Genomic DNA, 22,498 nt, shown 5'->3' on the forward strand with positions numbered 1-22,498 from the left:
TTAAATATCTTGATCCATATTTAAAGCTGGCTTGTCGCAATCAGGGCAACCCACCACTTTTGCTGGCACGCCGGCAACGGTGGTATGCGGAGGCACAGGATCTAACACAACTGAACCCGCACCAATTTTAGCTCCTTTGCCTATTTCAATATTGCCTAAAATCGTGGAATGCGCACCAATCATTACGCCCTCACGAATTTTTGGGTGGCGATCACCATTTTGTTTACCCGTGCCACCTAAGGTGACGGATTGTAAAATAGAAACATCGTTTTCAATTACCACGGTTTCACCAATCACAATGCCTGTTGCATGATCAAACATCACCCCATAGCCAATTTTTGCTGCTGGATGAATATCTACCCCAAACACTATCGCAATCTGGCTTTGTAAAAAAATCGCCAATGATTTACGATTTTGCTGCCAAAGCCAATGAGCAATTCGATAAGCTTGTAGTGATAAAAAACCTTTGTAATAAAGCAGTGGCGTTGAATAATAATGAGTTGCTGGATCGCGAATATAGACAGCTAGAATATCGTTTATTGCGGACTGAATAATATTTTCATCAGCTTTATATGCTTGCCGAGCAATTTCACGAATTTCAATAGCCGGCATAACCTGAGAAACAAGCTTATTAGCTAAAATATAGCTTAAAGCACTACCCAGATCTTCATGATTGAGCAAAGTTGCATGGAAATAACTCGCTAGCATCGGCTCGCTTTCAACTAATGCTGAGGCTTCTTGTCGAATGGTTTGCCATAACATTTGGGGTTTAACAACAATCTTTGCATCGTTCACAACAAGTTCCTATACACATTAACTAAAATTGCTAACATTGTTTCGCAAACTTAACCTAGAAGCAAGTTTTGTATTCATTTATCATCACATTAAAAAGCAAAATGGAAATTCCATGTTTCCATTTTGTTATCATTGTTAGCGCGAATTTAAGATTATTATTGTTTTGATTTTTGCTCATCGCTTAAAGTAAATATTGCTATCGCCGAAGTCAGTAAAACAACACCGGCAAGGACATAAAATGTTGTCGAATATCCGGTATTATCAAATAATTTACCAACTAGCCATGACAACCCAATAACGCCAAGATTGGATGAAATATTAAACCCAACTAAATAAAGGGTCGCCGATAATCTTGCATCAAAATTACCCACAATATATTTGAACATCGCCAAAATAAATAATGGAATTTCAATTGCATGAAATAACTTAACGAATGATATCAAATAAATATTATCTAACGTTGCAGATAATGCAATTCGGCAAATCATAACTAGTGCAGCAACTAATAACGATCTTTTAGCCCCCATTTTGTTAATAAAATAAGGAGCAATAATCATACAAGTTGCTTCTAAAAAGACTTGGAAGGAATTTAAATAACCATAAACTTGATAACCATCTTCTGGTTTTTCAAAAAAACCAGTATAAAAATTAGGAAATAACTGCTGATCATAGATAGTATAAAAACTATAAGTACCAATAACAAACAACACAAACAACCAAAATTTTTGCAAACCAAACAGCGATAAAATTTCGCCCATTGTTGGTATAGTCGTTGTTTTTTCTACTAAAACAGTATCGTTATTTTCAGTTGGTGATGCTTGATATTGTTTTGGCTTAAACATCATATTAATGGTAAAAAAGATAACCGCAACACCCGACGCCATCCAAAAGTTAATATGAGGATCAATGCCAAATAAAATACCCGCAACAAACGTTGCAGCAGCATAACCAAATGATCCCCAAAAACGAGCAGGGCCAAATTCAAAGCCAAATAATCGACTAATACGTTCAATAAAAGAGTCAATCAAAGCACTGCCCGAAATAAAGCTGGCACTTAAAACTGGTGCACCAATACAAACACCCCAAATAAAATCATTTTTTAATAAAGGCTCATACACATAAATTAAAAAAGGGCCAATAAGAACCATGATAATACTTTGGAAGGTCACTACGGCTTTACCTATTTGTAATTTATCTTGGATAATGCCATAGAAAATCATAAAAAACATGGCTGCAGCAGAATTAGCCGCATAAACAATACCTAACTGTTCACCCGATAAGCCAATTTTACTTTTTAACCAAATGGCATAAAAAGACCACCAAAGCGACCATGCAGCATAAAACGTAATAAGGTAGCCTGACGAGAACCAATAGTTTCTATTTTGTATCATATTCATGTTTATTACTCTTATATTGTTGAAATTTGATGAAGTTTAACGTTAACATGTTAATGTTAACATTATGACCATATTTAATACGAAATAGATAGAATCGATTATCATAAATGTTAACCTCCTCACACTTTTTATCATTTCTATTTGTGATATCATCATGCATAGTAATGGCTGTTAATCATTTTTTATCTTGTTAAACAAAAGGATTTAACTATGGCTTCACTTAAGGATGTTGCAAAATTAGCATCTGTGTCACTGATGACGGTTTCACGTGCAATAAATAATCCTGACAAATTAAATAAAGAAACCTATAAACGCGTTAAACAAGCTATTGAACAACTTAATTATGTGCCTGATTTATCGGCAAGAAAGATTCGTGGTGATAACTCGGGACCTTCTGCTATTGGTGTTTTAGCATTAGAAACCGCCATGACACCGTTTTCAGTAGAATTACTCCAAGCCATAGAAAAAACTGCCCAAAATCATGGATGGAATACCTTTATTGTTAATTTATTTGATGATAAAGATGCCGATCATGCCATTAATACCCTACTGTCATATCGCCCTAACGGTATCATCTATACCACAATGGGATTAAGAAAAGTTGAACTGCCTGAAAAGTTATTAGATAAAAATGTTGTATTAGCTAACTGCATAAGCGATTCAAAGCAACTTGCTTGCTATATTCCTGATGACTATTTAGGTCAATATCAAGCCATGCAAAAGGTGATAAATAAAGGTTATAAAAAACCATTATGTATCTATTTATCAGAAAAAACGCTAGCAGGAAAAACTAGGCGCGCAGCAGCCGAACAAGCATGGATTGATGCGGGTAACAATTTGGAGGATATTACCAGTTATCACACATCAATTTTGTCAGCTAACCTAGCTCAAGAATATATGATGACAATTGATATATTGAAACAACATTGTAATAAAAAAACAGATTTTGATGTATTAATTTGTGGTAACGATCGAATCGCTTTTGTCGCTTATCAATTTTTACTTGGTCGAGGTTTTCATATTCCAAATGATGTTGCTGTGCTAGGTTACGACAATATGGTGGGTACTGGTGAGCTATTTTATCCACCATTGACAACAGTGCAATTACCTCATTATGAAATTGGTGAACAAGCAGCTTTACATATTATTGATGGCAAAACCCAAAATGAAATAATACCTGTAGCGTCACCTTATTTAGAAAGACAATCCTTATAAGAAAAATTAAAGACTATTAAAATGAGTAATGCGGTATTTATCATTTAGCGTGTAATACGTAAAAATACCCATCATTTATATCATGTTATTATCAAACATAAATATACGCCATTCAATTGATAATTAAGTAGGTCTATATCTTATTAACTAGTGGTTGAATATTGCCACAAGAATATGAACAATTGTATTACTAAAGAGAGCCATTTGCTAAGGTCAGCATAGGCTAATATTTGGGTGAAAACCCAACAGATTACATTTATTCTATTTAGGTTAGACATTACTAATGTTATCGTACTTTAACCTCATTAAGATATTATAATATTTAACTATAGTTAAGAAATTAACCTTGTACAACTAGTTAAGTTTTATTATTATAAAAAATAAATTTCATTTTGGAGTATAGCTGTGTAGTTTATTGCGAGTTGTTCTTATCAATAATAATTATAATTACTCGCGTGATGCACAGAAGTCAGGCTTCCCTATCAAATTTTGACAATTTTCTAACACATTGCTTCACGCTGTAATTTTCTTTTGTTTTTTTCAGTGGTGGTAAAATTCAATGCAATCTTTACGTCAAGAATGGTTTTCAAATATCAGAAACGATGTCTTATCAGGTATTGTTGTAGCTCTTGCTCTTATTCCTGAAGCAATTGCTTTTTCAATTATTGCAGGTGTTGATCCCAAGGTGGGATTATATGCTGCTTTTTGTATAGCGGTTATTACCGCTTTTGTTGGTGGCCGTCCTGGAATGATCTCTGCGGCTACTGGTGCAATGGCATTATTAGTTGCAAGTCTGGTTAAAGCGCATGGGATTGAATATTTACTAGCTGCAACCATACTATGTGGTATTTTTCAGATTATTGCAGGTTTTGTTAAATTAGGAAATTTAATGCGTTTTGTATCACGCTCAGTAGTAACCGGTTTTGTTAATGCATTAGCGATCTTAATATTTTTAGCACAACTTCCTGAACTGACCAATGTAACATGGCATGTCTATATGATGACTATTGCAGGGCTTGCTATTATTTATCTCTTCCCTTATGTCCCTAAAATAGGAAAAATTTTGCCATCACCGTTACTCTGTATTCTTATCCTTACGGGTCTCTACATCTATTTTGGGATGGATATAAGAACCGTTGGTAATATGGGAGCGCTTCCTACGAGCTTACCTACCTTTTTGCTCCCTAATGTGCCTTTTAATCTTGATACATTATTGGTTATTCTGCCTTACTCAATTTCATTAGCAATTGTGGGATTATTGGAGTCGATGATGACCGCAACTATTGTGGATGATATAACCGATACACCAAGTGATAAAAACCGAGAGTGCAAAGGGCAAGGTATCGCCAATATTATCGCCGGCTTTTTTGGTGGTATGGCTGGTTGCGCTATGATTGGTCAATCAATGGTGAATATGAAGTCAGGAGGGCGAACGCGTTTATCCTCATTGATAGCAGGATCTATACTTTTATTATTAGTTGTTTTTTTGCAAGACTGGGTGAGCCAAATACCCATGGCAGCATTAGTTGCTGTCATGATCATGGTTTCAATTGGCACCTTTAACTGGGACTCGATAAAAAACCTTAAATCATACCCACTTTCAACCAATATTGTTATGCTTGCAACAGTCATTGTCGTCGTATTTTCCCATAATCTTGCTTACGGCGTATTTACGGGAGTATTACTAGCATCATTGTTTTATGCCAATAAAGTTGCCCATTATTTGCAAATTAAAAAGGAGCAACCAGTTAAACAGCAACGTATTTATAAAGTATATGGACAAGTATTTTTTGCCTCTTCTGCAAAATTTATTAGTTCATTTGATTTAAAAGAGGCTGTGCAAAAGGTAACAATAGATCTTACCCAAGCGCATTTTTGGGATATAACGGCTGTAGCAGCCTTAGATAAGGTTGTGATTAAATTCCGCAAAGAAGGTGCACACGTAGAAGTTTTAGGGTTGAATAAAGCCAGCAGTACAATAGTTGATCATTTTGGTGTTTATGATAAACCCGATGCTAAGCAAACATTTAATAACCATTAAAAATAATGGTCTGCGTTGATGGCTCTACATTATCATTTATTGTGCGATTATGTGGTATGGAGTAATAATAAACTTATGACACAAATTGTATGGTCAATTATGTTACCTAAAAAGCCATTTATCGCACAACATTTAAAACTTCTCAATAAAAAGCTCAGTATTCAAAGCCAAACTTCACTGCCAATTGGCAGTGAATAGGCATTACGCATAAATAGATTTTAACTGCCAACTTTCTAGATTGGTGATTTTAGCGTTACCATTTTCAGCAAATAGATTTACAGTTCGCTCTGCTGGTAACTTAGGATAGATACGGCTTGAAAAGCTATATAAATCACCATTAATAAAAACTTCAACAGATGAAGCATCAACATATATATGCAAAGTTAATTTTTGTTTTTTTGGTAATGGTACGCTACGATAACCTTTTAATTCAAGCCCCGATAAACTACGATCGAGTACAATCCGCTCAGATTGTAGATCAACATATAATAATGTAGCTTGTTTACCGTCTTTCGTTGCTGCTAGCTGTAAGCCAAATCGTTCGGCCGTGCTTTGCGTCAAATCAAATTCAACGTTAAGCTCGCAGCTAATAGATTCGATATTGGTGTTTTTAAGCTCATTAGTAAGGGTTAATTCCTCAAATGATTTTGGCTTTTCTCGTAATGCTTCAAGCTCTTTGATGGGACGATTTCTAACTTTATTATCTTGATCTAAAATGAGCTCGCGGGGTAAGGTAAATGCTCCAGCCCATTTATCTTTTTTACTTGGCATGATTGATTCCCACATATCCATCCAAGCAAAAATTAAACGCCGGCCATCAGCAGCAAGAAATGATTGAGGTGCATAAAAATCATGACCAAAATCCATTTCTTGAAAAGGTTTAATCATTGAGAATTGTTGCCCTGGTTGCCAATCACCTACAAGGTAACCTGATTGAAAGCGATTACGATATTGATAACCTTTTGCTTTCATGCCTTGTGGCGAAAACATAAGGATCCATTTATCACCAAGTGGAAAAAAGTCAGGGCATTCAAGCATATAAACATCAGGATCGATATCACTCACCAAAACATGGTCAAATTGCCAATTTTTTAGATCATCCGATCGAAATAACAAAACTTGCCCGACATCTTGTGGGGTTCGTTGACCGACTACCATCCACCATTTACCATCTTTTTGCCACACTTTAGGATCGCGAAAGTGCATAATCCCGCTTTTTGGCGTAAGTATGATGCCTTGTTTTTCAAAATGAATACCATCTTTACTAGTTGCAAGACATTGGGTTTGCTCAATTTGCTCATCATTACCTTGCCCATTTAACCAAATATGACCAGTATAAAATAAACATAATTTGTCATTATTATCCACCGCCGATCCCGAAAAGCAGCCTGATTTATCAAATTCTTGATCAGGAGCAATGGCTATTGGTAGCCTTTTCCATGTGACTAAATTATCACTAACTACATGCCCCCAATGCATTGGTCCCCAGTTTTCATCATAAGGATGATGCTGATAAAAAGCATGATATTGACCTTTAAAATAAATTAAACCGTTAGGATCATTCATCCAACCAGCAGATGGTGCTAAATGAAAATGCGGATAATATTGTTTATTCATTACTTTTTCTAAATTTTTGACAGCTTGATTGGCTTTATCAATAGCAGTAGACATAAAAATCCCCTTTTTATCCAATATTAGATACCTTTATCTAAATAGTATCCTAATTTAATTGTTAACGTTAACTATTAATGTGGTTAGCGATAAAATATGTGATGATAGTCACATATTTCTAATATCAACGATGAATTTTTTGTTAAATAATTTAGTTTATGGCAGACTTCTAAAAACAAGCCATAATTAATTGAACAAAAAATTAAACATCAATGATGTTATTAAAAAGTAAAAAAGATGATGTATTTTACAGAGATAGAGTAATCTATGCTTATGGTAGATTACCGCAGTAACTAACTATAATCGAGTTGAAAAATGAATAATACTAAAGTTTGGTCCCTTGGGGATGCTGTCATTGATTTGTTGCCATTTGGTGATATGAATTATCAAGCTTGCGCTGGTGGGGCGCCAGCTAATGTCGCAATTGGTGTTGCAAAATTAGGATTACCTTCCGCTTTTATTGGTCGGGTGGGCAATGATCCTTTTGGTGAATTTATGGAAACGACTTTCCGTAAATATCACGTTGATTGTCAAAGCCTTGAAAAAGACGAACAACATCGAACAAGTACTGTGGTTGTCGATTTAGGTCAAAATGGCGAACGCAGCTTTACGTTTCTTGTGTCACCTTCAGCTGATCAATTTTTGTCTCAGCAAGCAATACCTGATTTCAACCAAGATATTTTACATTTTTGTTCTTTGGCCCTCGTCGGGCATACTTGCCGGCAAACAGTCAAAACAGCAATCGAACGTCTTACAGCTAAAAGTGGCTTAATCAGCTTTGATGTTAACTTGCGTGAGCAGATGTGGACAAATAAAAACGAAATGCGCACAACTATTACGCAATTTTGCCATGATGCCGATATCCTCAAGTTATCGGACGAAGAACTATTTTGGTTAACACAATGCAATGATTGGCATGAAGCACTAAGTAAACTACAACAACACTATGAAGCACCATTAAAGCTCATTACCAAAGGTAAAGATGGCAGTATTGTATTATGGCAAGGTAAAACCTTTACTTTTGATTCGTTTCATGTAAATAGCGTTGATACCACTGGCGCGGGTGATGCTTTTGTAGCAGGATTATTAAGCAGTATTGCATCATCAGGCATGCCAGAAGATAAGCTCATGTTAGAAAGCATGATGACTATAGCTAGTGCTTGTGGTGCCTTAGCAACTACTCAAAAAGGCGCATTAACCGCATTACCTGATAGTGTATTTTTACAATCATTTATTAGCGATAACCCTACATTAACGGCGAAACAAATGACCTAACAAAAAGTGCCACTAATGGGGCAGTAAAACATAATTTTGGTTGTCAACTGCCCTTACTTAAATTTAATTCATTGTTTATTAAAACTAAATAATATTTAGCACTGGCCACATTGTGATCTTGCCCAATGATCTATTATAAAAACATCATCAATAGTTGACGGTTCAGGAAAAGTTAATTTTTCTAAGGTTTTTGATACATTTTTAGCAATATCCATAAATCCGATTTTATTTTGCAAAAAAGCCTCAACCGCAACTTCATTGGCAGCATTGAGCGCTGTGGTAGCCGCTTGCCCTTGATTAAAGGCATCGATTGCCAATTTTAAACATGGATAACGGTCAAAGTCAGGTTGTTTAAATGTTAACGACGAAATTTGCGTAAAATCTAAAGGTGGTACGCTTGAAGGCACACGACCGGGATAAGACATGGCATAAGCAATTGGCGTGCACATATCAGGCACACCGAGTTCAGCCACCACACTACCATCTTGATAACGTACCATTGAATGGATGATTGATTGCGGATGAATAATAATTTCCATTTCGTCGGCACTGGCATTAAATAGCCAACGAGCTTCAATATATTCCAGCCCTTTATTCATCATCGTTGCCGAATCGACAGATATTTTTTTACCCATCGACCAATTAGGGTGAGCAATCGCTTGCTCAGGGGTGACATGTGCAAGATTGGCTAAATCCCAATCACGAAATGGTCCACCAGAACCCGTTAACACGATTTTAGTAATGCCATGATCGGCAAGGTTAGTAAAACCTAAATTATGCTGTACCATCGTTGGTAAACTTTGGAAAATGGCATTATGTTCGCTATCTACTGGCAACAACTTGGCACCATACTCTTTAACCGCCTGCATAAACAAATGCCCACAGGTTACTAGCGATTCTTTATTGGCCAGCAAAATACGTTTACCTTTTTTAATGGCAGCAAGGGTTGGCTTTAGTCCAGCCGCACCCACAATAGCCGCCATAACTTGATCTATTTCTGGCAATTGCGCTAAATCACAAATGGCTTGTTCACCACTTAACACTTCAACATCCAATTTTAGATTAGCAAGATTTGCTCTTAATTGAGCAGCCGCTTGCTCTGTTGCCATGGCAACGTATTTTGGCTTAAAGTCTAAACATTGCTCAGTCATTTTTATCACATTATTGCCACCAACTAAAGCATAAGCTTTAAATTGATGTGGATTTTGAGCAATAACGGTTAAAGTACTACAACCAATTGAGCCAGTCGATCCTAAAATTGCGATATTTTTCATATTAATACATCAAGTTAATGTTATAGTTATTGAAAAAAGTGATAAATTCCTTAGCAGGCGCTTTATCTGTAATAATTTGATTAAACAGCGTTAACTCGCCAATAAAAGCCGGCTTAACTTGATTAAATTTAGTATGATCGGCAATCAAAATATTCTGACCTGATTTTTTTATAGCTTGCAATTTCATATCAAGCTCATCAAAATGATAACAAGTTACACCTTGTTCAATATCGATCCCCGCGGCCGAAATAAACGCTTTATTTGGGCAAATCGAATTTAATTCACTATGCTGTCCAATAGCGCTAAAAATCGCATTATTAGCCTGATAATGACCACCACATAAAATTGTCTTACAATTAGATTTATTTTGTAATGCTAAAAATGCGTTTAATGAATAACAGATAGCGGTAAAAGTAACGGAATCATCAATAGCATCAATAATAAAAGGTATTGAGGTACCGCAATCAAAAAAGACGGTATCATTATCAAAAACTAATTTGCTTGCCCGTTTAGCAATGTGTAACTTTTCGTTAACTTGTTTATCTTGTTGGTCTGAAACAAAATATCGTGTTGCTTGATAACGAGCATCGCTGACAATATAACCACCTAAAACACTTAATGAGGCAGAAACACTATTTAAATCTCGCCGAATGGTCATTTCTGAAACCGCTAACAGCTTAGCAGCATCTTTTAAATGAATCTTATCAGTTTTTGTTAAAATTTGAATGAGCTCATTAATTCTTTTTTGTGATTGCATTTCCATTCAGATTCCATCAACGACAATAAGCAACATAACGTCGCTTATTGATGGGTTTATTGATTAATAATTGCTTGATGATGTAGTGTTACCATAAACAATAGCAATACCTGCACTTGCGCCTAATCGTGTTGCACCCGCTTGGATCATTGCTTCCGCCGTTTCACGATTGCGAATACCACCAGACGCTTTCACACCCATCTTATCGCCCACGGTTTTGCGCATTAATTTAACATCTTCAACAGTGGCACCAGCAACACTAAAGCCTGTTGAAGTCTTAACAAAAGCCACTCCGATTTCTTTACAAATGGTGCAGACTTTAACAATTTCTTCTTTCGTTAATAAACAGGTTTCTAAAATGACTTTTAATGGCACTTGACCACAAGCTTTAAATACCGCTTCGATATCATTTTTAACAGCGTCCCAATCATTGCTTTTTAACCAGCCTACATTAATCACCATATCGATTTCTTGTGCGCCCGCTTTAATCGCCATTTCGGTTTCATAAGCTTTAGCACAAGTCAGCATAGCACCAAGTGGAAAACCAACGACCGAACAAACTTTAACATCACTGCCATTGAGTAAGCTTGCAGCTAAAGGAACATAACCTGAATTCACACAAACAGAATAAAAATGATATTCCTTGGCTTCATCACAGAGTTTACGAATTTGATCTTCCGTCGCATTCATTGCGAGTAAAGTATGATCAATATACTTTGCATAGCTCATAACGAGATCCTTAAATTGTCTTTGTAATAATGTCTAATAAATATTGTTAGTAGGTAAATGAATAGTAATGTTACAAAAATAACAAAGATAAAGCCATAATGTTATTATAATAACATTATGTAACAATTGTATAAAATAGTACAGTCAAAAATAGCTTTTTAAAAAGCAGAGCGCGATCTTACAAAGATTAGATTTAAAAAAGTAAGATTTTTTGTGATGTGTTTAATTTAGCTATTCTTTTATATGCCAATTTTACCACTGCTAACACCGCTTTCGGCGTTGGCAGGTCACTTACGCAACCAATTCGCTTCGTTATTTAATTAGTTCACCGATCTTGTAAGCGAAAGGTCGTGCCTTACGCAGCAACCTTTCTTAAATAGCCTCGGCTAGATTAGTCCATATCAACCTCACGACCAAGGACTAGGGTTTAAGGACCGAGGCGCAAAAAGTCTGGCTAGAGTCTCTCGACCGGTATCTGTATATCTCACCAGTGCCTATCCACACAATGAACCGGTCGAACCGTTCACTATCCGGAGTAGCGTCACTCGTCCAGTGGTCGTCGGTACAACTGGCACCAGGGTAGTTGAGCAAGTTGCCCCACTCAGTGAGGAAACCGGCGTTAATATTGCGCTGGTAATGATTACTAGATGAAGATGGCGTGGTGCCGACTGAACCTTCACAGCCAGAACCACCCATGACACCTATACACTGCGAATTAGTAAAATCCCTTACTCTTGGCATCTGGTAACCGATACTTCTACACCAAGACAATGAATTAAAATAGCCATAGTAATTATATTCACCTCGGGTGACGAACCACTGCTTTAACTTAAATCCATACTTGATAACAGCACTACCATGACTATCTTGACCAACTAACTCGAATGTCGCTGGCAAAGAGGGACGAGGTATATTACCTGGAGAATCGGAATTCATCTGCCCGTTAACGTAACACGTAATCCCCCTGGGCGATCAAAACTACGCCAATCCTCAGCAGATGGGTTAGTCGGAACCACTGTCATACTTGCGGATTACCATGAATGACCGATGGCCAACTCAATGTACTTGGGCCTACCCCACCTATGCCTAAATAAAAGTACAAACCATTAGCACCAGTAGTAGGGAAGTTTTTATCATAATGGGGTCTGTAGACTGGGTAAAGAAGCCCTTATCTGGGTTCCAGATGTTTGATGGACCAGCAAAATGGACAGGCTACACTAATTAGTACCAGTTTAATAAGGTCATTGTTATGATAACCAAAAAACAAAAGGAACCAACAATGACAAATCTCATTTCAAGAAGAGAAAAACGCAGTTTTAGTAATGAATTTAAAAAACAGAGGGTAATGTTATACCAAAATGGTAAAAAACGAGCGGATATTGTCACCGAATACGACCTGACTAAATCCGCATTAGATAAGTGGATTAAGCAATATCAAACCACTGGTGAGTTTACAGCTCAAGCTAATCGTCGTGCTCAAGAAAATGAGCTCATAGCCCTACGTAAAGAGAATAAGCGATTGTTAATGGAGAATGACATCCTAAAGCAAGCGGCGTTGATAATAGGACGAAAATCAAATTAATCACCGAGAATCAACATCGATATAGCTTACGTGCGTTATGTCGATGTTTACAAGTGTCAAGAAATAGCTTCTATTATCAACTACAATTAACCAGTAAAAAAACAGACAAAGAGCTTAGTAAAAAAGTGAAAGCGGTATCTAACGATAACTATCAATCCTATGGAACAAGACGACTACAAGTAGCGCTTAGAAAGAAAAGCATACTATTATCCCGTCGCCGAATTGCTCGAATCATGCAAGAAAATGGATTAGTATCAAAATATACCTGTAAAAAATATCGTGCTAATACAGAACAAAGCAACGAATCAACAGTAAGTAATGAACTTAATCGTGAGTTTACCGTAGGTCAACAACGAAAATAGAGGAAAATAATTTGATAGTCATCTACGTGATGAATGTTTAAAGGAATTTGGCATTCAACGCTCATTAAGCCATAAGGGCTGTCCCTATGATAATGCTGTTGCTGAAGCGACATTATTATTTATTTCGTCTAAAGGGGAAGCTTGTATAAACGGAATGGTAAAAAAGGCGACAATTTGCCAATGCTTCGAATATTAACTGATAGAGGAACGGAGTTTTGTGATGCTATTGAAAAGTATGATTATCAACTTTATCTGACCATTAATGATATTGAACATACTAAGACAAAAACTATGTCGCCACAAACGAATGGGATCTGCGAGCGTTTTTATAAAACTATTTTACATGAGTTTTATATGGTGACATTCCGTAAAAAGCGCTATTCAGATTTAGAAACACTCCAAACAGATCTGGACAATTGGCTGCATCATTACAATAATAAACGAACTCATCAAGGAAAATTGTGCTGTGGTCGAACCCCAATAGAAACATTGCTTGATGGAAAACGGATCTGGGAAGAAAAAATCTGAACCAGATTTAACCTGACAGACACCCAATAAAAACTGGTAACCGTCAGATAAAGAAAACAAACGTTCACAACAGAAATTTATAACGGAGGTAACCAAATGAAACATTGTATTATTTATGCACATCCCTATGAGCTTAGTTTCAATCATGCTATTAAGGATAAAGTTATTAGCCTTATCAACAGTCGTGGAGAACAGTACAATTTGATTGATTTGTATCAGCAACGATTTCAGCCTGTGTTGTCTACTGACGATTTTATTGCACTGCAAAACAATACAGTCAATGATGATGTAAAAAGTCATCAGCAATTGGTAACTGAAGCTGATAATCTCATCTTTATTTATCCTATATGGTGGTTTGGCCAACCTGCCATTTTAAAAGGCTGGATTGATCGAGTATTGTCTTCAGGCTTTGCCTATAAAGATGATGAAAATGGGTTTACTCCACTATTGACGGATAAATCTGCAACGTTAATTGTTACGCTTGGTTCTACACAAGAAGTACTTTTGCAACATGATATGGATGATTTCATGAAAAGTATGATTGTTGGTACATTGAATCTAGTTGGCATAAGTAATGTAAATTGCCAACAGCTTTATGAGGTACCTACGTTAACAGACGAAGATCGTCAAGCTATGCTGGACAATATCTCTATTTAATTATTCCAGCTTAATAACATTGCTAATATAACACTATTAAAAGGTAGCGTTGTATTAGCCTGAGTCTGGGCAGCTTTATTGCTGATGCTGGACTAAAAGTGTGATTAATCGACTTAGATATACGGCCAATTTTGGGTCATGTATTCAATTTTGGACAGGCTACACTAATTAGTACCAGTTTTATAAGGTCATTGTTATGATAACCAAAAAACAAAAGGAACCAACAATGACAAATCTCATTTCAAAAAGAGAAAAACGCAGTTTTACTCATGAATTTAAAAAACAGATGGTAATGTTATACCAAAATGGCAAAAAACGAGCAGATATTGTCGCCGAATACGACTTGACTAAATCCGCATTAGATAAGTGGATCAAGCAATATCAAGCCACTGGTGAGTTTACAGCTCAGGCCAATCGTAGTGCTCAAGAAAATGAGCTCATAGCCCTACGAAAAGAAAATAAGCGTTTGTTAATGGAGAATGACATCCTAAAGCAAGCTGCGTTGATAATAGGACGAAAATCAAATTAATCACCGAGAATCAACATCGATATAGTTTACGTGCGTTATGTCGATGTTTACAAGTGTCAAGAAATAGCTTCTATTATCAACTACAATTAACCAGTAAAAAAACAGACAAAGAGCTTAGTAAAAAAGTGAAAGCGGTATTTAACGATAACTATCAATCCTATGGAACAAGGCGACTACAAGTAGCGCTTAGAAAGAAAAGCATACTATTATCCCGTCGCCGAATTGGTCGAATCATGCAAGAAAACGGATGAGTATCAAAATATACCTGTAAAAAATATCGTGCTAATACAGAACAAAGCAACGAATCAACAGTAAGTAAGCAACTTAATCGTGAGTTTACCGTAGGCCAACAACGCAAAGTGTTAGTGACTGATTTAACTTATGTGAGAGTAAAACAACAATGGCATTACCTTTGTATGATTATTGATGTAAGCAATCGAGAAATCGTGGGACGAAGTGCAGGAAAACATAAAAATGCTCAACTGGTTATGGATGCTATCAGCCAAATCCCTATTAACTTAAATTCAGTTGAGTTATTTCATTCAGATAGAGGAAAAGAATTTGATAATCATCTACTTGATGAATGTTTAAAGGAATTTGGCATTGAGCGTTCATTAAGCCATAAGGGATGCCCTTATGATAATGCCGTTGCTGAAGCAACATTTAAAGCGGTGAAAACTGAATTTGTATCAAACACGATTTTTGATTCACTTGAACAGCTCAGGCTACAATTTAATCACTATGTGGATTGGTTTAATTATAATAGACTGCATTCGTCTTTAAATTACCAGTCACCCATTGAATATAAAATGAATCTATGACCTTATCTTTTTGGTACTAAAAAGTGTGGACATACCACTAGGAACTAGGTAATATTACTGTATACCAAAAGGACATCTTTGTAAGAAATTAGTTTTTTTGTATATTATTTAAATACGATTAATCAAATTTATTTGAAGATTATATTCTTGGCTAAAACCCTAAAGAGCGTTATTAATAATCACTATACTTTATTTGTAACTTTAATTGAAGCTGTAGGCAAGATTGGATAGAGTAAAAATAGTTGACAAATAATATCAACTTTAAAACACTGCTCTTTTATTCCAGATGGAATGTTCTACTGGAATCCATTTATCATCTTTTTCTTCAAACCATACGGTTAGATTTTCTTCTTTATTGCTAGCCCATGTGACTTCCCTAATTTTAATATCCCTGCTTTTTATTTGTTTTTGTGTAAAAAACTTGAATAAACCAGCTCTAAACTCAGTAATAAAACCATCCTTTTTACCCAAAATAAAAGTTTTATCCCATAAAGGGGGATATTTTTTTATTAAACAATCTATAGGTGCCTGTTTTACCTGATTAAAATGTATAAATTTTTTTATGGTATCGTTATCGCTATCATTTAACGCTTTATTAACTATTATAGGATTTTCGTGATTATTTTCTTCCATTATCTTAATTTTATTGCACGGAGATAATAGCAAAATAAATAATATAACGAATCCGCTTTTCTTCATATCTTTATACTATTATTAGGTAACATAGGTTTTAGCTAATTGAGAATATAAGTGGCATTTTGGTTATTCATTTCCTACGATTAGAGTAATATTGCCTTTTAAATACCCCATAGTTAGTACATAACTTACCTAGAAAATTATATTACCTGTTTTAGTCTTTTATATTCAATTTACCTCATATTTATTTAATGTCCCATAAAGTTATTCGGTATTATGAATAATTAGCCATTGTTTTGTTACTTTCCTTGCTTGTTGCAAATTGTTAAAAAATATAAATCTAACACTTCTGGGCGACATGCACGCTGTTTAATAAAATTAATCTCGAAAACATCAGTTGTAAAAAAACCTTACTCTTTATAAGTAAGGTTTAGGAAGTTAACATTAATAAACAAAATTATGCTTCTATAGCAACTCGTAATTTCTTCATTGCATTTTTTTCAAGTTGACGAATCCGCTCAGCTGAAACACGATATTTATCGGCTAGCACTTGCAATGTTGATTTACTATCATCAGAATCTAGCCATCGTGCTTTAATGATATCTTGGCTACGTTCATCTAATTGTGATAATGCATCATGTAACTTATCTGTCGCGTCATTTTCCCAATTATCATTTTCAATTGACTTAGAAAAATCAGAGTTACTATCTTCTAAGTAGAGAGAAGGTGCAACAATTGAATTATCATCATCATCACTATCTACATCAAATGACATATCTTGAGCCGACATACGAGACTCCATTTCAAGCACGTCCTTACGGCTTACACCCAACTCATTGGCCACCATATCAACTTCGGCATTATTAAACCAACCTAAACGTTGTTTGGTCTTTCTTAGGTTAAAAAATAGCTTTCTTTGTGCTTTGGTTGTTGCAACTTTAACAATACGCCAATTTTTAAGTACATATTCATGAATTTCAGCTTTTATCCAATGGATTGCAAATGAAACTAAACGCACCCCAATTTCTGGATTAAAACGACGCACAGCCTTCATTAAACCGATATTACCTTCTTGGATCAAATCCGCCTGTGGTAAACCATACCCTGAATAACCACGAGCAATATGAGCGACAAAACGTAAATGAGACAAAATAAGTTGTCTTGCGGCATCGACATCGTCATGATAATAAAGTTTTTCACCCAATGATTTTTCTTCTTCTGCAGTTAGCATTGGATAAGTGTTAACCATACGAACATATGATTCAATGTTACCTTGTGGAATTAAAGCACCTACTTGGATTTTTATATCAGTATTCATTTAACTCCCCCTTTATCTTAACTAATTCTTGTTACATAAATTAGATGTAACAATCAAAAAACGTAAAACTACTGTCTATTTATTACTTTGACCTTCAGACTATAAATTAGTTCATCCTTTTTATGTAAAATCAATAAAAATATCCCTAAGTTAGCTACTCATCAATACTAATATATATTTTAGTTAGTTACGTAGAAATAGCTAGGTAATTTTTGTCATTTTTAAATATTTTTTTGTTGCAACAAATGATGAAAACCATCCAATAATTATAGTAATAAGTAAAATTAATAGGCTTTCATCCCATAATAAACCTTCAATATGAATTATTGTTCCAAAAGCATCAGAAACATTCAATATGATTGCTTCTATTTGAAAAATAAATATTTCTGATAATGCCAACGCAATAATAGTGCTAATAAAACTAATAAAAATTCCACTATATAAAAAAGGGCGTAGAATAAAACCTTCTGTTGCGCCAATTAATTGCATAACAATTATGGTTTGTTTTCTAGCAAAAATATTCAAACGAATACTATTACCTATTACAAGTGATACAGCAATAATCATAAAGATTGAAATAACCCAAACAATAGATTTCACCATATTTGTTAAAGCAGTTAATTTAGTAAACCAGCTATCATCTAACTTTATATCATCTATCCCCTCAATATTGAGTAATTCAGCTTGTAACCGATGCACTACCTCTGTATTTTTTGCTTCTTCTTTAGGTATAACAATCGCCACTGCCGGTAATGGGTTTTCATCTAATAGATCTAATGCACTGCTAAAACCAGACCATGCCTTAAACTCTTCTTTTGTTTCTTCTCGAGAAAGGTAATCAACTCTATCAACCTCGATATAATATTTAAGTTTGCTCAATAATTCAGCTGTCTGCTCTGAAGTTAATTCTTTATTAATATAAACAGTGAGATTCGGTGTTGGGTACCATTTATGTGCAGCTTGATTAGCATTCTTCCAAAGTAAATAGCTAATAGTGGGTAACATAATAGAAATTGCAATAACAAAAATAGTCAGTAATGATGCAAAAATATGTTGTGTAAAATCATTAAATGTATTGCGCCAAGCATAACCAATTTGCCTTTTCCAACGAGACAAAAAGTTATTTTGATTTTCTTTCGATTTAGCAGAATTACGTGTCAATTTTTAACCTCTAAACGCCCTTCAGTTAAATGCAATATTCTATGATGCTTGCGGCGAATAAGTCCCATATTGTGTGTTGCCATCAAGACGGTTACACCTGCTTGATTGAATTCTTCAAAAAGTTTTAAAATATCTTTTGATAGTTTATCGTCTAAATTACCTGTCGGTTCATCGGCAAGCAAGACGCTTGGATGGTTAACAATTGCTCGAGCAATTCCCACTCTCTGCTGTTCTCCTCCCGATAATTGTATTGGGTAAAATTTCATTTTATCTATCAATCCGACCTTATCCAACGACGCTGAAACTCGGCTACGAATTTCTTCTGCGGGTTTACCTAAAATAATCAATGGAATAGCAACATTATCATAAACGGTATGGTCCATTAATAACTGATGATCTTGAAACACCATGCCAATAGTGCGACGTAAAAATGGCATATCATGTTTTTTTAGATTTGAAACATCAATGCCATTTAATAACACTTTACCATCATTAGCTTTCTCTAAACCACAAGTTAACCGCATTAACGTACTTTTACCTGCACCAGAATGTCCTGTTAAAAATGCCATTTCTCCGGGTGATAAAGTAAAACTTATATTCTGCAGTGCTGGCTTACCACCAGAATAAATCTTACTTACGCGCTGAAATTGGATCATGAATTTTCTCTATTCATCTTTTTCATCAAATAGGGCATTGATAAAATCATCGGCAACAAAAGGTCTCAAATCTTCAATTTTTTCACCAACGCCGATATAACGTATAGGAATATTAAATTGATCTGCAATACTGAAAATAACACCACCTTTTGCCGTACCATCTAATTTAGTTAATGTCAAACCTGTCACACCTACTGCTTCATTAAATAGTTTAGTTTGGCTAATAGCATTTTGGCCGGTACCGGCATCAATAGCTAACATGATCTCATGAGGAGCTGTTTCATCTTGTTTTTTTATCACTCTGACTATTTTTTTCAATTCATCCATTAAATGAGATTTATTTTGCAAACGCCCTGCTGTATCGGCAATTAACACATCTATTTTTTTTGCCTTTGCTGCTTGTATTGCATCAAAAATAACGGAAGCTGAATCAGCATTAATATGCTGCGCAATAACAGGAATATGATTCCTTTCACCCCAAACTTGCAGCTGTTCAACGGCTGCTGCACGAAAAGTATCACCAGCAGCAAGCATAACTGATTTACCTTGCTGTTGAAATTGACGAGCTAATTTGCCAATTGTCGTGGTTTTGCCTACACCATTAACACCAACCATTAAGATAACAAATGGATTATGGTTACTCACCTCTAAAGGTTTATCTACCCCATCTAAAATAGACTTCATTTCTTGTTTTAAAAGTTCTTGAAGAGCATCAGCATCTTTTAATTCTTTTCTTGAAGCCTGTTGAGTTAACGAGCTTATTAGTTTTTGTGTAGTATCAAAACCAACATCAGCAATAATAAGTTGCTCTTCTAGCTCTTCAAATAAAGCATCATCAATTTTTTTTCCTTTGAATAAACTTAGAAAACCAGCTCCAATATTCTGTTTAGTCTTAAAAAGACCTTTTTTTAAACGAGAGAAAAACCCTTCTTTTTTTTGTTCAACCATAAATAATTCATCCCATGATCACCTAAATATCATTTTATCTTATTTTAGAATAAAGCCCAATTAATTCGATATTTTTAGAAATTATAAAAGATAGAATTCGTTGATCATAGCCAATATTGGTTATAAATAAAGATCTTGAGTTGTGATATATCGCCATTCATTTAATGGCAACTGATGAGCAAACAGATTGTATGCGCCTATTTGAACTCTAACCAATCTTAAACAAGGAAAACCAACAGCGGCACACATACGCCTAATCTGTCGATTTTTTCCTTCTGTGATTGTAATGCTTACCCATGAAGTTGGTATTGTTTTGCGCTCTCTAATAGGAGGAACTCTTTGCCATAATTGCAATGGTTCATCAAGAAAAGTTACTATAGCCGGTGCGGTATAAAATTCTTTTAATTGAATTCCTTTTCTTAACCTATCTATAGCTTTTTGATTAATAATGCCTTCCACCTGTACCCAATATGTTTTGGGTAATTTAAACTTTGGTGAGCTGATTTTTGCCTGTAATTTACCATTATTTGTTAACAATAATAACCCTTCGCTATCAGTATCTAAGCGTCCAGCAGGATAAAAATTAGGTAATGTGATATAGTCTTTTAATGTTTGATATTTTCCATGCACCGAAAATTGTGTCACAACATTAAACGGTTTATTAAAGGCAATTAGTGAACTCATTTCATTCCAACATCAACTTATCATCTTCAATCCGTTATTCTTCGGACTATCCGCTCTAGATATTACTATACAAATCAGAGCTCCATTAAATAAAATACCAAACGTAAAAAAGCCCAGCATCGCTGCTGAGCTTCACTAAATTTAAAAGTCTGGCGGCACCCTACTCTCACATGGGTAATACCCACACTACCATCGGCACTACGGCGTTTCACTTCTGAGTTCGGCATGGGGTCAGGTGGGACCACCGCGCTATTACCGCCAGACATATCCTGTCTTCTCTTCTCTCAATTACCATGTATTATCTCATATCCACAGCAATTGCTCAATCCGGAACAAACTGCTCTCTCATTTATTAAACAATTTAAAGTCAATCTCTCTAAATATATCAACTTCAATCATCCTATCGCGTAACTCCAAAACAACTCCGAGTTGTAAGGTTAAGACTCTCGGTTCATTAGTATCAGTTAGCTCAATGTATCACTACACTTACACACCTGACCTATCTACGTCTTAGTCTCAAACGGACCTTACTGAATCTCTTCAGGGAAAACTCATCTCAAGGCTAGTTTCGTACTTAGATGCTTTCAGCACTTATCTATTCCGCACGTAGCTACCGGGCAATGCAATTGGCATCACAACCCGAACACCAGCGGTGCGTTCACTTCGGTCCTCTCGTACTAGAAGCAAACCCTCTCAATTTTCCTACGCCCATGGCAGATAGGGACCGAACTGTCTCACGACGTTCTAAACCCAGCTCGCGTACCACTTTAAACGGCGAACAGCCGTACCCTTGGGACCTACTTCAGCCCCAGGATGTGATGAGCCGACATCGAGGTGCCAAACACCGCCGTCGATATGAACTCTTGGGCGGTATCAGCCTGTTATCCCCGGAGTACCTTTTATCCGTTGAGCGATGGCCCTTCCATTCAGAACCACCGGATCACTATGACCTACTTTCGTACCTGCTCGAGCCGTCACTCTCGCAGTCAAGCTAGCTTTTGCCATTGCACTAACCTCCTGATGTCCGACCAGGATTAGCTAACCTTCGTGCTCCTCCGTTACTCTTTGGGAGGAGACCGCCCCAGTCAAACTACCCACCAGACAGTGTCCCTTACCTCGATTCAGAAGTATAGGTTAGAACATCAAACATTAAAGGGTGGTATTTCAAGGTCGACTCCACACACACTGGCGTGCATGCTTCTTTGCCTCCCACCTATCCTACACATTAAGGCTCAATGTTCACTGTCAAGCTATAGTAAAGGTTCACGGGGTCTTTCCGTCTTGCCACGGGTACACCGCATCTTCACGGCAATTTCAATTTCACTGAGTCTCGGGTGGAGACAGCCTGGCCATCATTACGCCATTCGTGCAGGTCGGAACTTACCCGACAAGGAATTTCGCTACCTTAGGACCGTTATAGTTACGGCCGCCGTTTACTGGGGCTTCGATCAAGAGCTTCTGC

General features: G+C 36.0%; 18 protein-coding genes, 2 rRNA genes and 3 pseudogenes. 9 read left to right on the forward strand and 14 right to left on the reverse strand.

Annotation, left to right across the window (positions count from 1 at the left end; translation table 11 throughout):
• A complete protein-coding gene (gene cysE / locus A9G41_RS10100; protein ID WP_075539628.1) occupies positions 1–762 on the reverse strand; it encodes a serine O-acetyltransferase in 762 nt (253 codons plus the stop codon).
• A gap of 188 nt (positions 763–950) precedes the next feature.
• A complete protein-coding gene (locus A9G41_RS10105) occupies positions 951–2,192 on the reverse strand; it encodes an oligosaccharide MFS transporter (protein WP_065583174.1) in 1,242 nt (413 codons plus the stop codon).
• Positions 2,193–2,402: 210 nt separating this feature from the next.
• Here A9G41_RS10105 and A9G41_RS10115 point away from each other — a divergent pair, with 210 nt between their 5' ends.
• The 3 genes from A9G41_RS10115 to A9G41_RS14775 all read left to right on the forward strand — a co-directional run bounded on the left by A9G41_RS10115 (position 2,403) and on the right by A9G41_RS14775 (position 5,646).
• Positions 2,403–3,407 (forward strand): LacI family DNA-binding transcriptional regulator, encoded by a 1,005-nt coding sequence (locus A9G41_RS10115; RefSeq protein ID WP_065583172.1) that lies wholly within the window; start codon positions 2,403–2,405, stop codon positions 3,405–3,407.
• Between the two features lie 559 nt (positions 3,408–3,966).
• Positions 3,967–5,448, forward strand: coding sequence for a SulP family inorganic anion transporter (locus A9G41_RS10120; protein ID WP_065583171.1), 1,482 nt, complete (start codon positions 3,967–3,969; stop codon positions 5,446–5,448).
• A 75-nt stretch (positions 5,449–5,523) separates the two neighbouring features.
• Complete coding sequence (locus A9G41_RS14775) at positions 5,524–5,646, forward strand: hypothetical protein (protein WP_255307315.1); 123 nt, start codon at positions 5,524–5,526, stop codon at positions 5,644–5,646.
• 3 nt (positions 5,647–5,649) lie between these two features.
• Here A9G41_RS14775 and A9G41_RS10125 read toward each other — a convergent pair whose 3' ends face one another.
• Positions 5,650–7,119 (reverse strand): glycoside hydrolase family 32 protein, encoded by a 1,470-nt coding sequence (locus tag A9G41_RS10125; protein ID WP_065583170.1) that lies wholly within the window; start codon positions 7,117–7,119, stop codon positions 5,650–5,652.
• Positions 7,120–7,434: 315 nt separating this feature from the next.
• Here A9G41_RS10125 and A9G41_RS10130 point away from each other — a divergent pair, with 315 nt between their 5' ends.
• Entirely contained in the window at positions 7,435–8,394 is a 960-nt protein-coding gene (locus A9G41_RS10130) for an aminoimidazole riboside kinase (RefSeq protein WP_065583169.1), read from the forward strand.
• 95 nt (positions 8,395–8,489) lie between these two features.
• Here A9G41_RS10130 and ispC read toward each other — a convergent pair whose 3' ends face one another.
• From ispC to deoC, 3 genes are read right to left on the reverse strand one after another with little or no spacing between them, the layout of a single operon-like run.
• Positions 8,490–9,668, reverse strand: a complete 1,179-nt coding sequence (gene ispC / locus A9G41_RS10135) for a 1-deoxy-D-xylulose-5-phosphate reductoisomerase (protein ID WP_065583168.1) — start codon at positions 9,666–9,668, stop codon at positions 8,490–8,492.
• A gap of 1 nt (position 9,669) precedes the next feature.
• Positions 9,670–10,431, reverse strand: coding sequence for a DNA-binding transcriptional repressor DeoR (gene deoR / locus A9G41_RS10140; RefSeq protein WP_065583167.1), 762 nt, complete (start codon positions 10,429–10,431; stop codon positions 9,670–9,672).
• A 57-nt stretch (positions 10,432–10,488) separates the two neighbouring features.
• Positions 10,489–11,154, reverse strand: a complete 666-nt coding sequence (gene deoC, locus A9G41_RS10145) for a deoxyribose-phosphate aldolase (RefSeq protein WP_075539626.1) — start codon at positions 11,152–11,154, stop codon at positions 10,489–10,491.
• A gap of 1,249 nt (positions 11,155–12,403) precedes the next feature.
• Here deoC and A9G41_RS10155 point away from each other — a divergent pair.
• The 5 genes and pseudogenes from A9G41_RS10155 to A9G41_RS14050 all read left to right on the forward strand — a co-directional run bounded on the left by A9G41_RS10155 (position 12,404) and on the right by A9G41_RS14050 (position 15,633).
• Positions 12,404–12,736, forward strand: a complete 333-nt coding sequence (locus A9G41_RS10155) for a transposase (protein WP_081301468.1) — start codon at positions 12,404–12,406, stop codon at positions 12,734–12,736.
• A 53-nt stretch (positions 12,737–12,789) separates the two neighbouring features.
• Positions 12,790–13,098 carry an IS3 family transposase gene (locus tag A9G41_RS10160; protein WP_176700493.1) on the forward strand — a complete coding sequence of 103 codons (309 nt, stop codon included), beginning with the start codon at positions 12,790–12,792 and terminating at the stop codon, positions 13,096–13,098.
• A gap of 174 nt (positions 13,099–13,272) precedes the next feature.
• Positions 13,273–13,626: pseudogene (locus A9G41_RS10165) on the forward strand (integrase core domain-containing protein); the annotation flags it as partial.
• Between the two features lie 96 nt (positions 13,627–13,722).
• Positions 13,723–14,283 (forward strand): NAD(P)H-dependent oxidoreductase, encoded by a 561-nt coding sequence (locus A9G41_RS10170; RefSeq protein WP_081302253.1) that lies wholly within the window; start codon positions 13,723–13,725, stop codon positions 14,281–14,283.
• 238 nt (positions 14,284–14,521) lie between these two features.
• A pseudogene (locus A9G41_RS14050) lies at positions 14,522–15,633 on the forward strand (IS3 family transposase).
• Between the two features lie 261 nt (positions 15,634–15,894).
• Here A9G41_RS14050 and A9G41_RS10185 read toward each other — a convergent pair.
• The 8 genes and pseudogenes from A9G41_RS10185 to A9G41_RS14565 form a co-directional block, all read right to left on the reverse strand.
• Entirely contained in the window at positions 15,895–16,266 is a 372-nt protein-coding gene (locus A9G41_RS10185) for a hypothetical protein (RefSeq protein WP_141674441.1), read from the reverse strand.
• A gap of 460 nt (positions 16,267–16,726) precedes the next feature.
• On the reverse strand, positions 16,727–17,587 hold the full coding sequence (gene rpoH / locus A9G41_RS10190) for an RNA polymerase sigma factor RpoH (RefSeq protein ID WP_065566153.1): 861 nt from the start codon (positions 17,585–17,587) through the stop codon (positions 16,727–16,729).
• Positions 17,588–17,788: 201 nt separating this feature from the next.
• On the reverse strand, positions 17,789–18,748 hold the full coding sequence (gene ftsX / locus A9G41_RS10195) for a permease-like cell division protein FtsX (protein WP_075539627.1): 960 nt from the start codon (positions 18,746–18,748) through the stop codon (positions 17,789–17,791).
• On the reverse strand, positions 18,745–19,404 hold the full coding sequence (gene ftsE / locus A9G41_RS10200) for a cell division ATP-binding protein FtsE (RefSeq protein WP_065583162.1): 660 nt from the start codon (positions 19,402–19,404) through the stop codon (positions 18,745–18,747). Before ftsE ends, ftsX begins: the two co-directional genes overlap by 4 nt.
• Before the next feature lie 9 nt (positions 19,405–19,413).
• A pseudogene (gene ftsY / locus A9G41_RS10205) lies at positions 19,414–20,337 on the reverse strand (signal recognition particle-docking protein FtsY); the annotation flags it as partial.
• A gap of 135 nt (positions 20,338–20,472) precedes the next feature.
• The gene (locus A9G41_RS10210; RefSeq protein WP_065583161.1) at positions 20,473–21,036 is read right to left on the reverse strand and encodes a pseudouridine synthase; all 564 of its coding nucleotides are present in this window, start codon (positions 21,034–21,036) and stop codon (positions 20,473–20,475) included.
• 147 nt (positions 21,037–21,183) lie between these two features.
• A 5S ribosomal RNA gene (gene rrf, locus A9G41_RS10215) occupies positions 21,184–21,299 on the reverse strand.
• A gap of 170 nt (positions 21,300–21,469) precedes the next feature.
• Positions 21,470–22,498, reverse strand: a 23S ribosomal RNA gene (locus tag A9G41_RS14565); the annotation flags it as partial.

This window comes from Gilliamella sp. Nev5-1 (genome assembly GCF_001690895.1).
Lineage (GTDB): Bacteria > Pseudomonadota > Gammaproteobacteria > Enterobacterales > Orbaceae > Gilliamella > Gilliamella apicola_C.

What these genes read in the sequence shown, in the direction of transcription:
- A9G41_RS10130 (WP_065583169.1), top strand. Translation starts at nt 7,435, where the DNA reads ATGAATAATACTAAAGTTTGGTCCCTTGGGGATGCTGTCATTGATTTG.
- ispC (WP_065583168.1), bottom strand. Translation starts at nt 9,668, where the DNA reads ATGAAAAATATCGCAATTTTAGGATCGACTGGCTCAATTGGTTGTAGT.
- A9G41_RS10185 (WP_141674441.1), bottom strand. Translation starts at nt 16,266, where the DNA reads ATGGAAGAAAATAATCACGAAAATCCTATAATAGTTAATAAAGCGTTA.
- A9G41_RS10115 (WP_065583172.1), top strand. Translation starts at nt 2,403, where the DNA reads ATGGCTTCACTTAAGGATGTTGCAAAATTAGCATCTGTGTCACTGATG.
- deoR (WP_065583167.1), bottom strand. Translation starts at nt 10,431, where the DNA reads ATGGAAATGCAATCACAAAAAAGAATTAATGAGCTCATTCAAATTTTA.
- A9G41_RS14775 (WP_255307315.1), top strand. Translation starts at nt 5,524, where the DNA reads ATGACACAAATTGTATGGTCAATTATGTTACCTAAAAAGCCATTTATC.
- A9G41_RS10125 (WP_065583170.1), bottom strand. Translation starts at nt 7,119, where the DNA reads ATGTCTACTGCTATTGATAAAGCCAATCAAGCTGTCAAAAATTTAGAA.
- A9G41_RS10210 (WP_065583161.1), bottom strand. Translation starts at nt 21,036, where the DNA reads ATGAGTTCACTAATTGCCTTTAATAAACCGTTTAATGTTGTGACACAA.
- cysE (WP_075539628.1), bottom strand. Translation starts at nt 762, where the DNA reads ATGTTATGGCAAACCATTCGACAAGAAGCCTCAGCATTAGTTGAAAGC.
- A9G41_RS10105 (WP_065583174.1), bottom strand. Translation starts at nt 2,192, where the DNA reads ATGAATATGATACAAAATAGAAACTATTGGTTCTCGTCAGGCTACCTT.
- deoC (WP_075539626.1), bottom strand. Translation starts at nt 11,154, where the DNA reads ATGAGCTATGCAAAGTATATTGATCATACTTTACTCGCAATGAATGCG.
- A9G41_RS10155 (WP_081301468.1), top strand. Translation starts at nt 12,404, where the DNA reads ATGATAACCAAAAAACAAAAGGAACCAACAATGACAAATCTCATTTCA.
- rpoH (WP_065566153.1), bottom strand. Translation starts at nt 17,587, where the DNA reads ATGAATACTGATATAAAAATCCAAGTAGGTGCTTTAATTCCACAAGGT.
- A9G41_RS10170 (WP_081302253.1), top strand. Translation starts at nt 13,723, where the DNA reads ATGAAACATTGTATTATTTATGCACATCCCTATGAGCTTAGTTTCAAT.
- A9G41_RS10120 (WP_065583171.1), top strand. Translation starts at nt 3,967, where the DNA reads ATGCAATCTTTACGTCAAGAATGGTTTTCAAATATCAGAAACGATGTC.
- ftsE (WP_065583162.1), bottom strand. Translation starts at nt 19,404, where the DNA reads ATGATCCAATTTCAGCGCGTAAGTAAGATTTATTCTGGTGGTAAGCCA.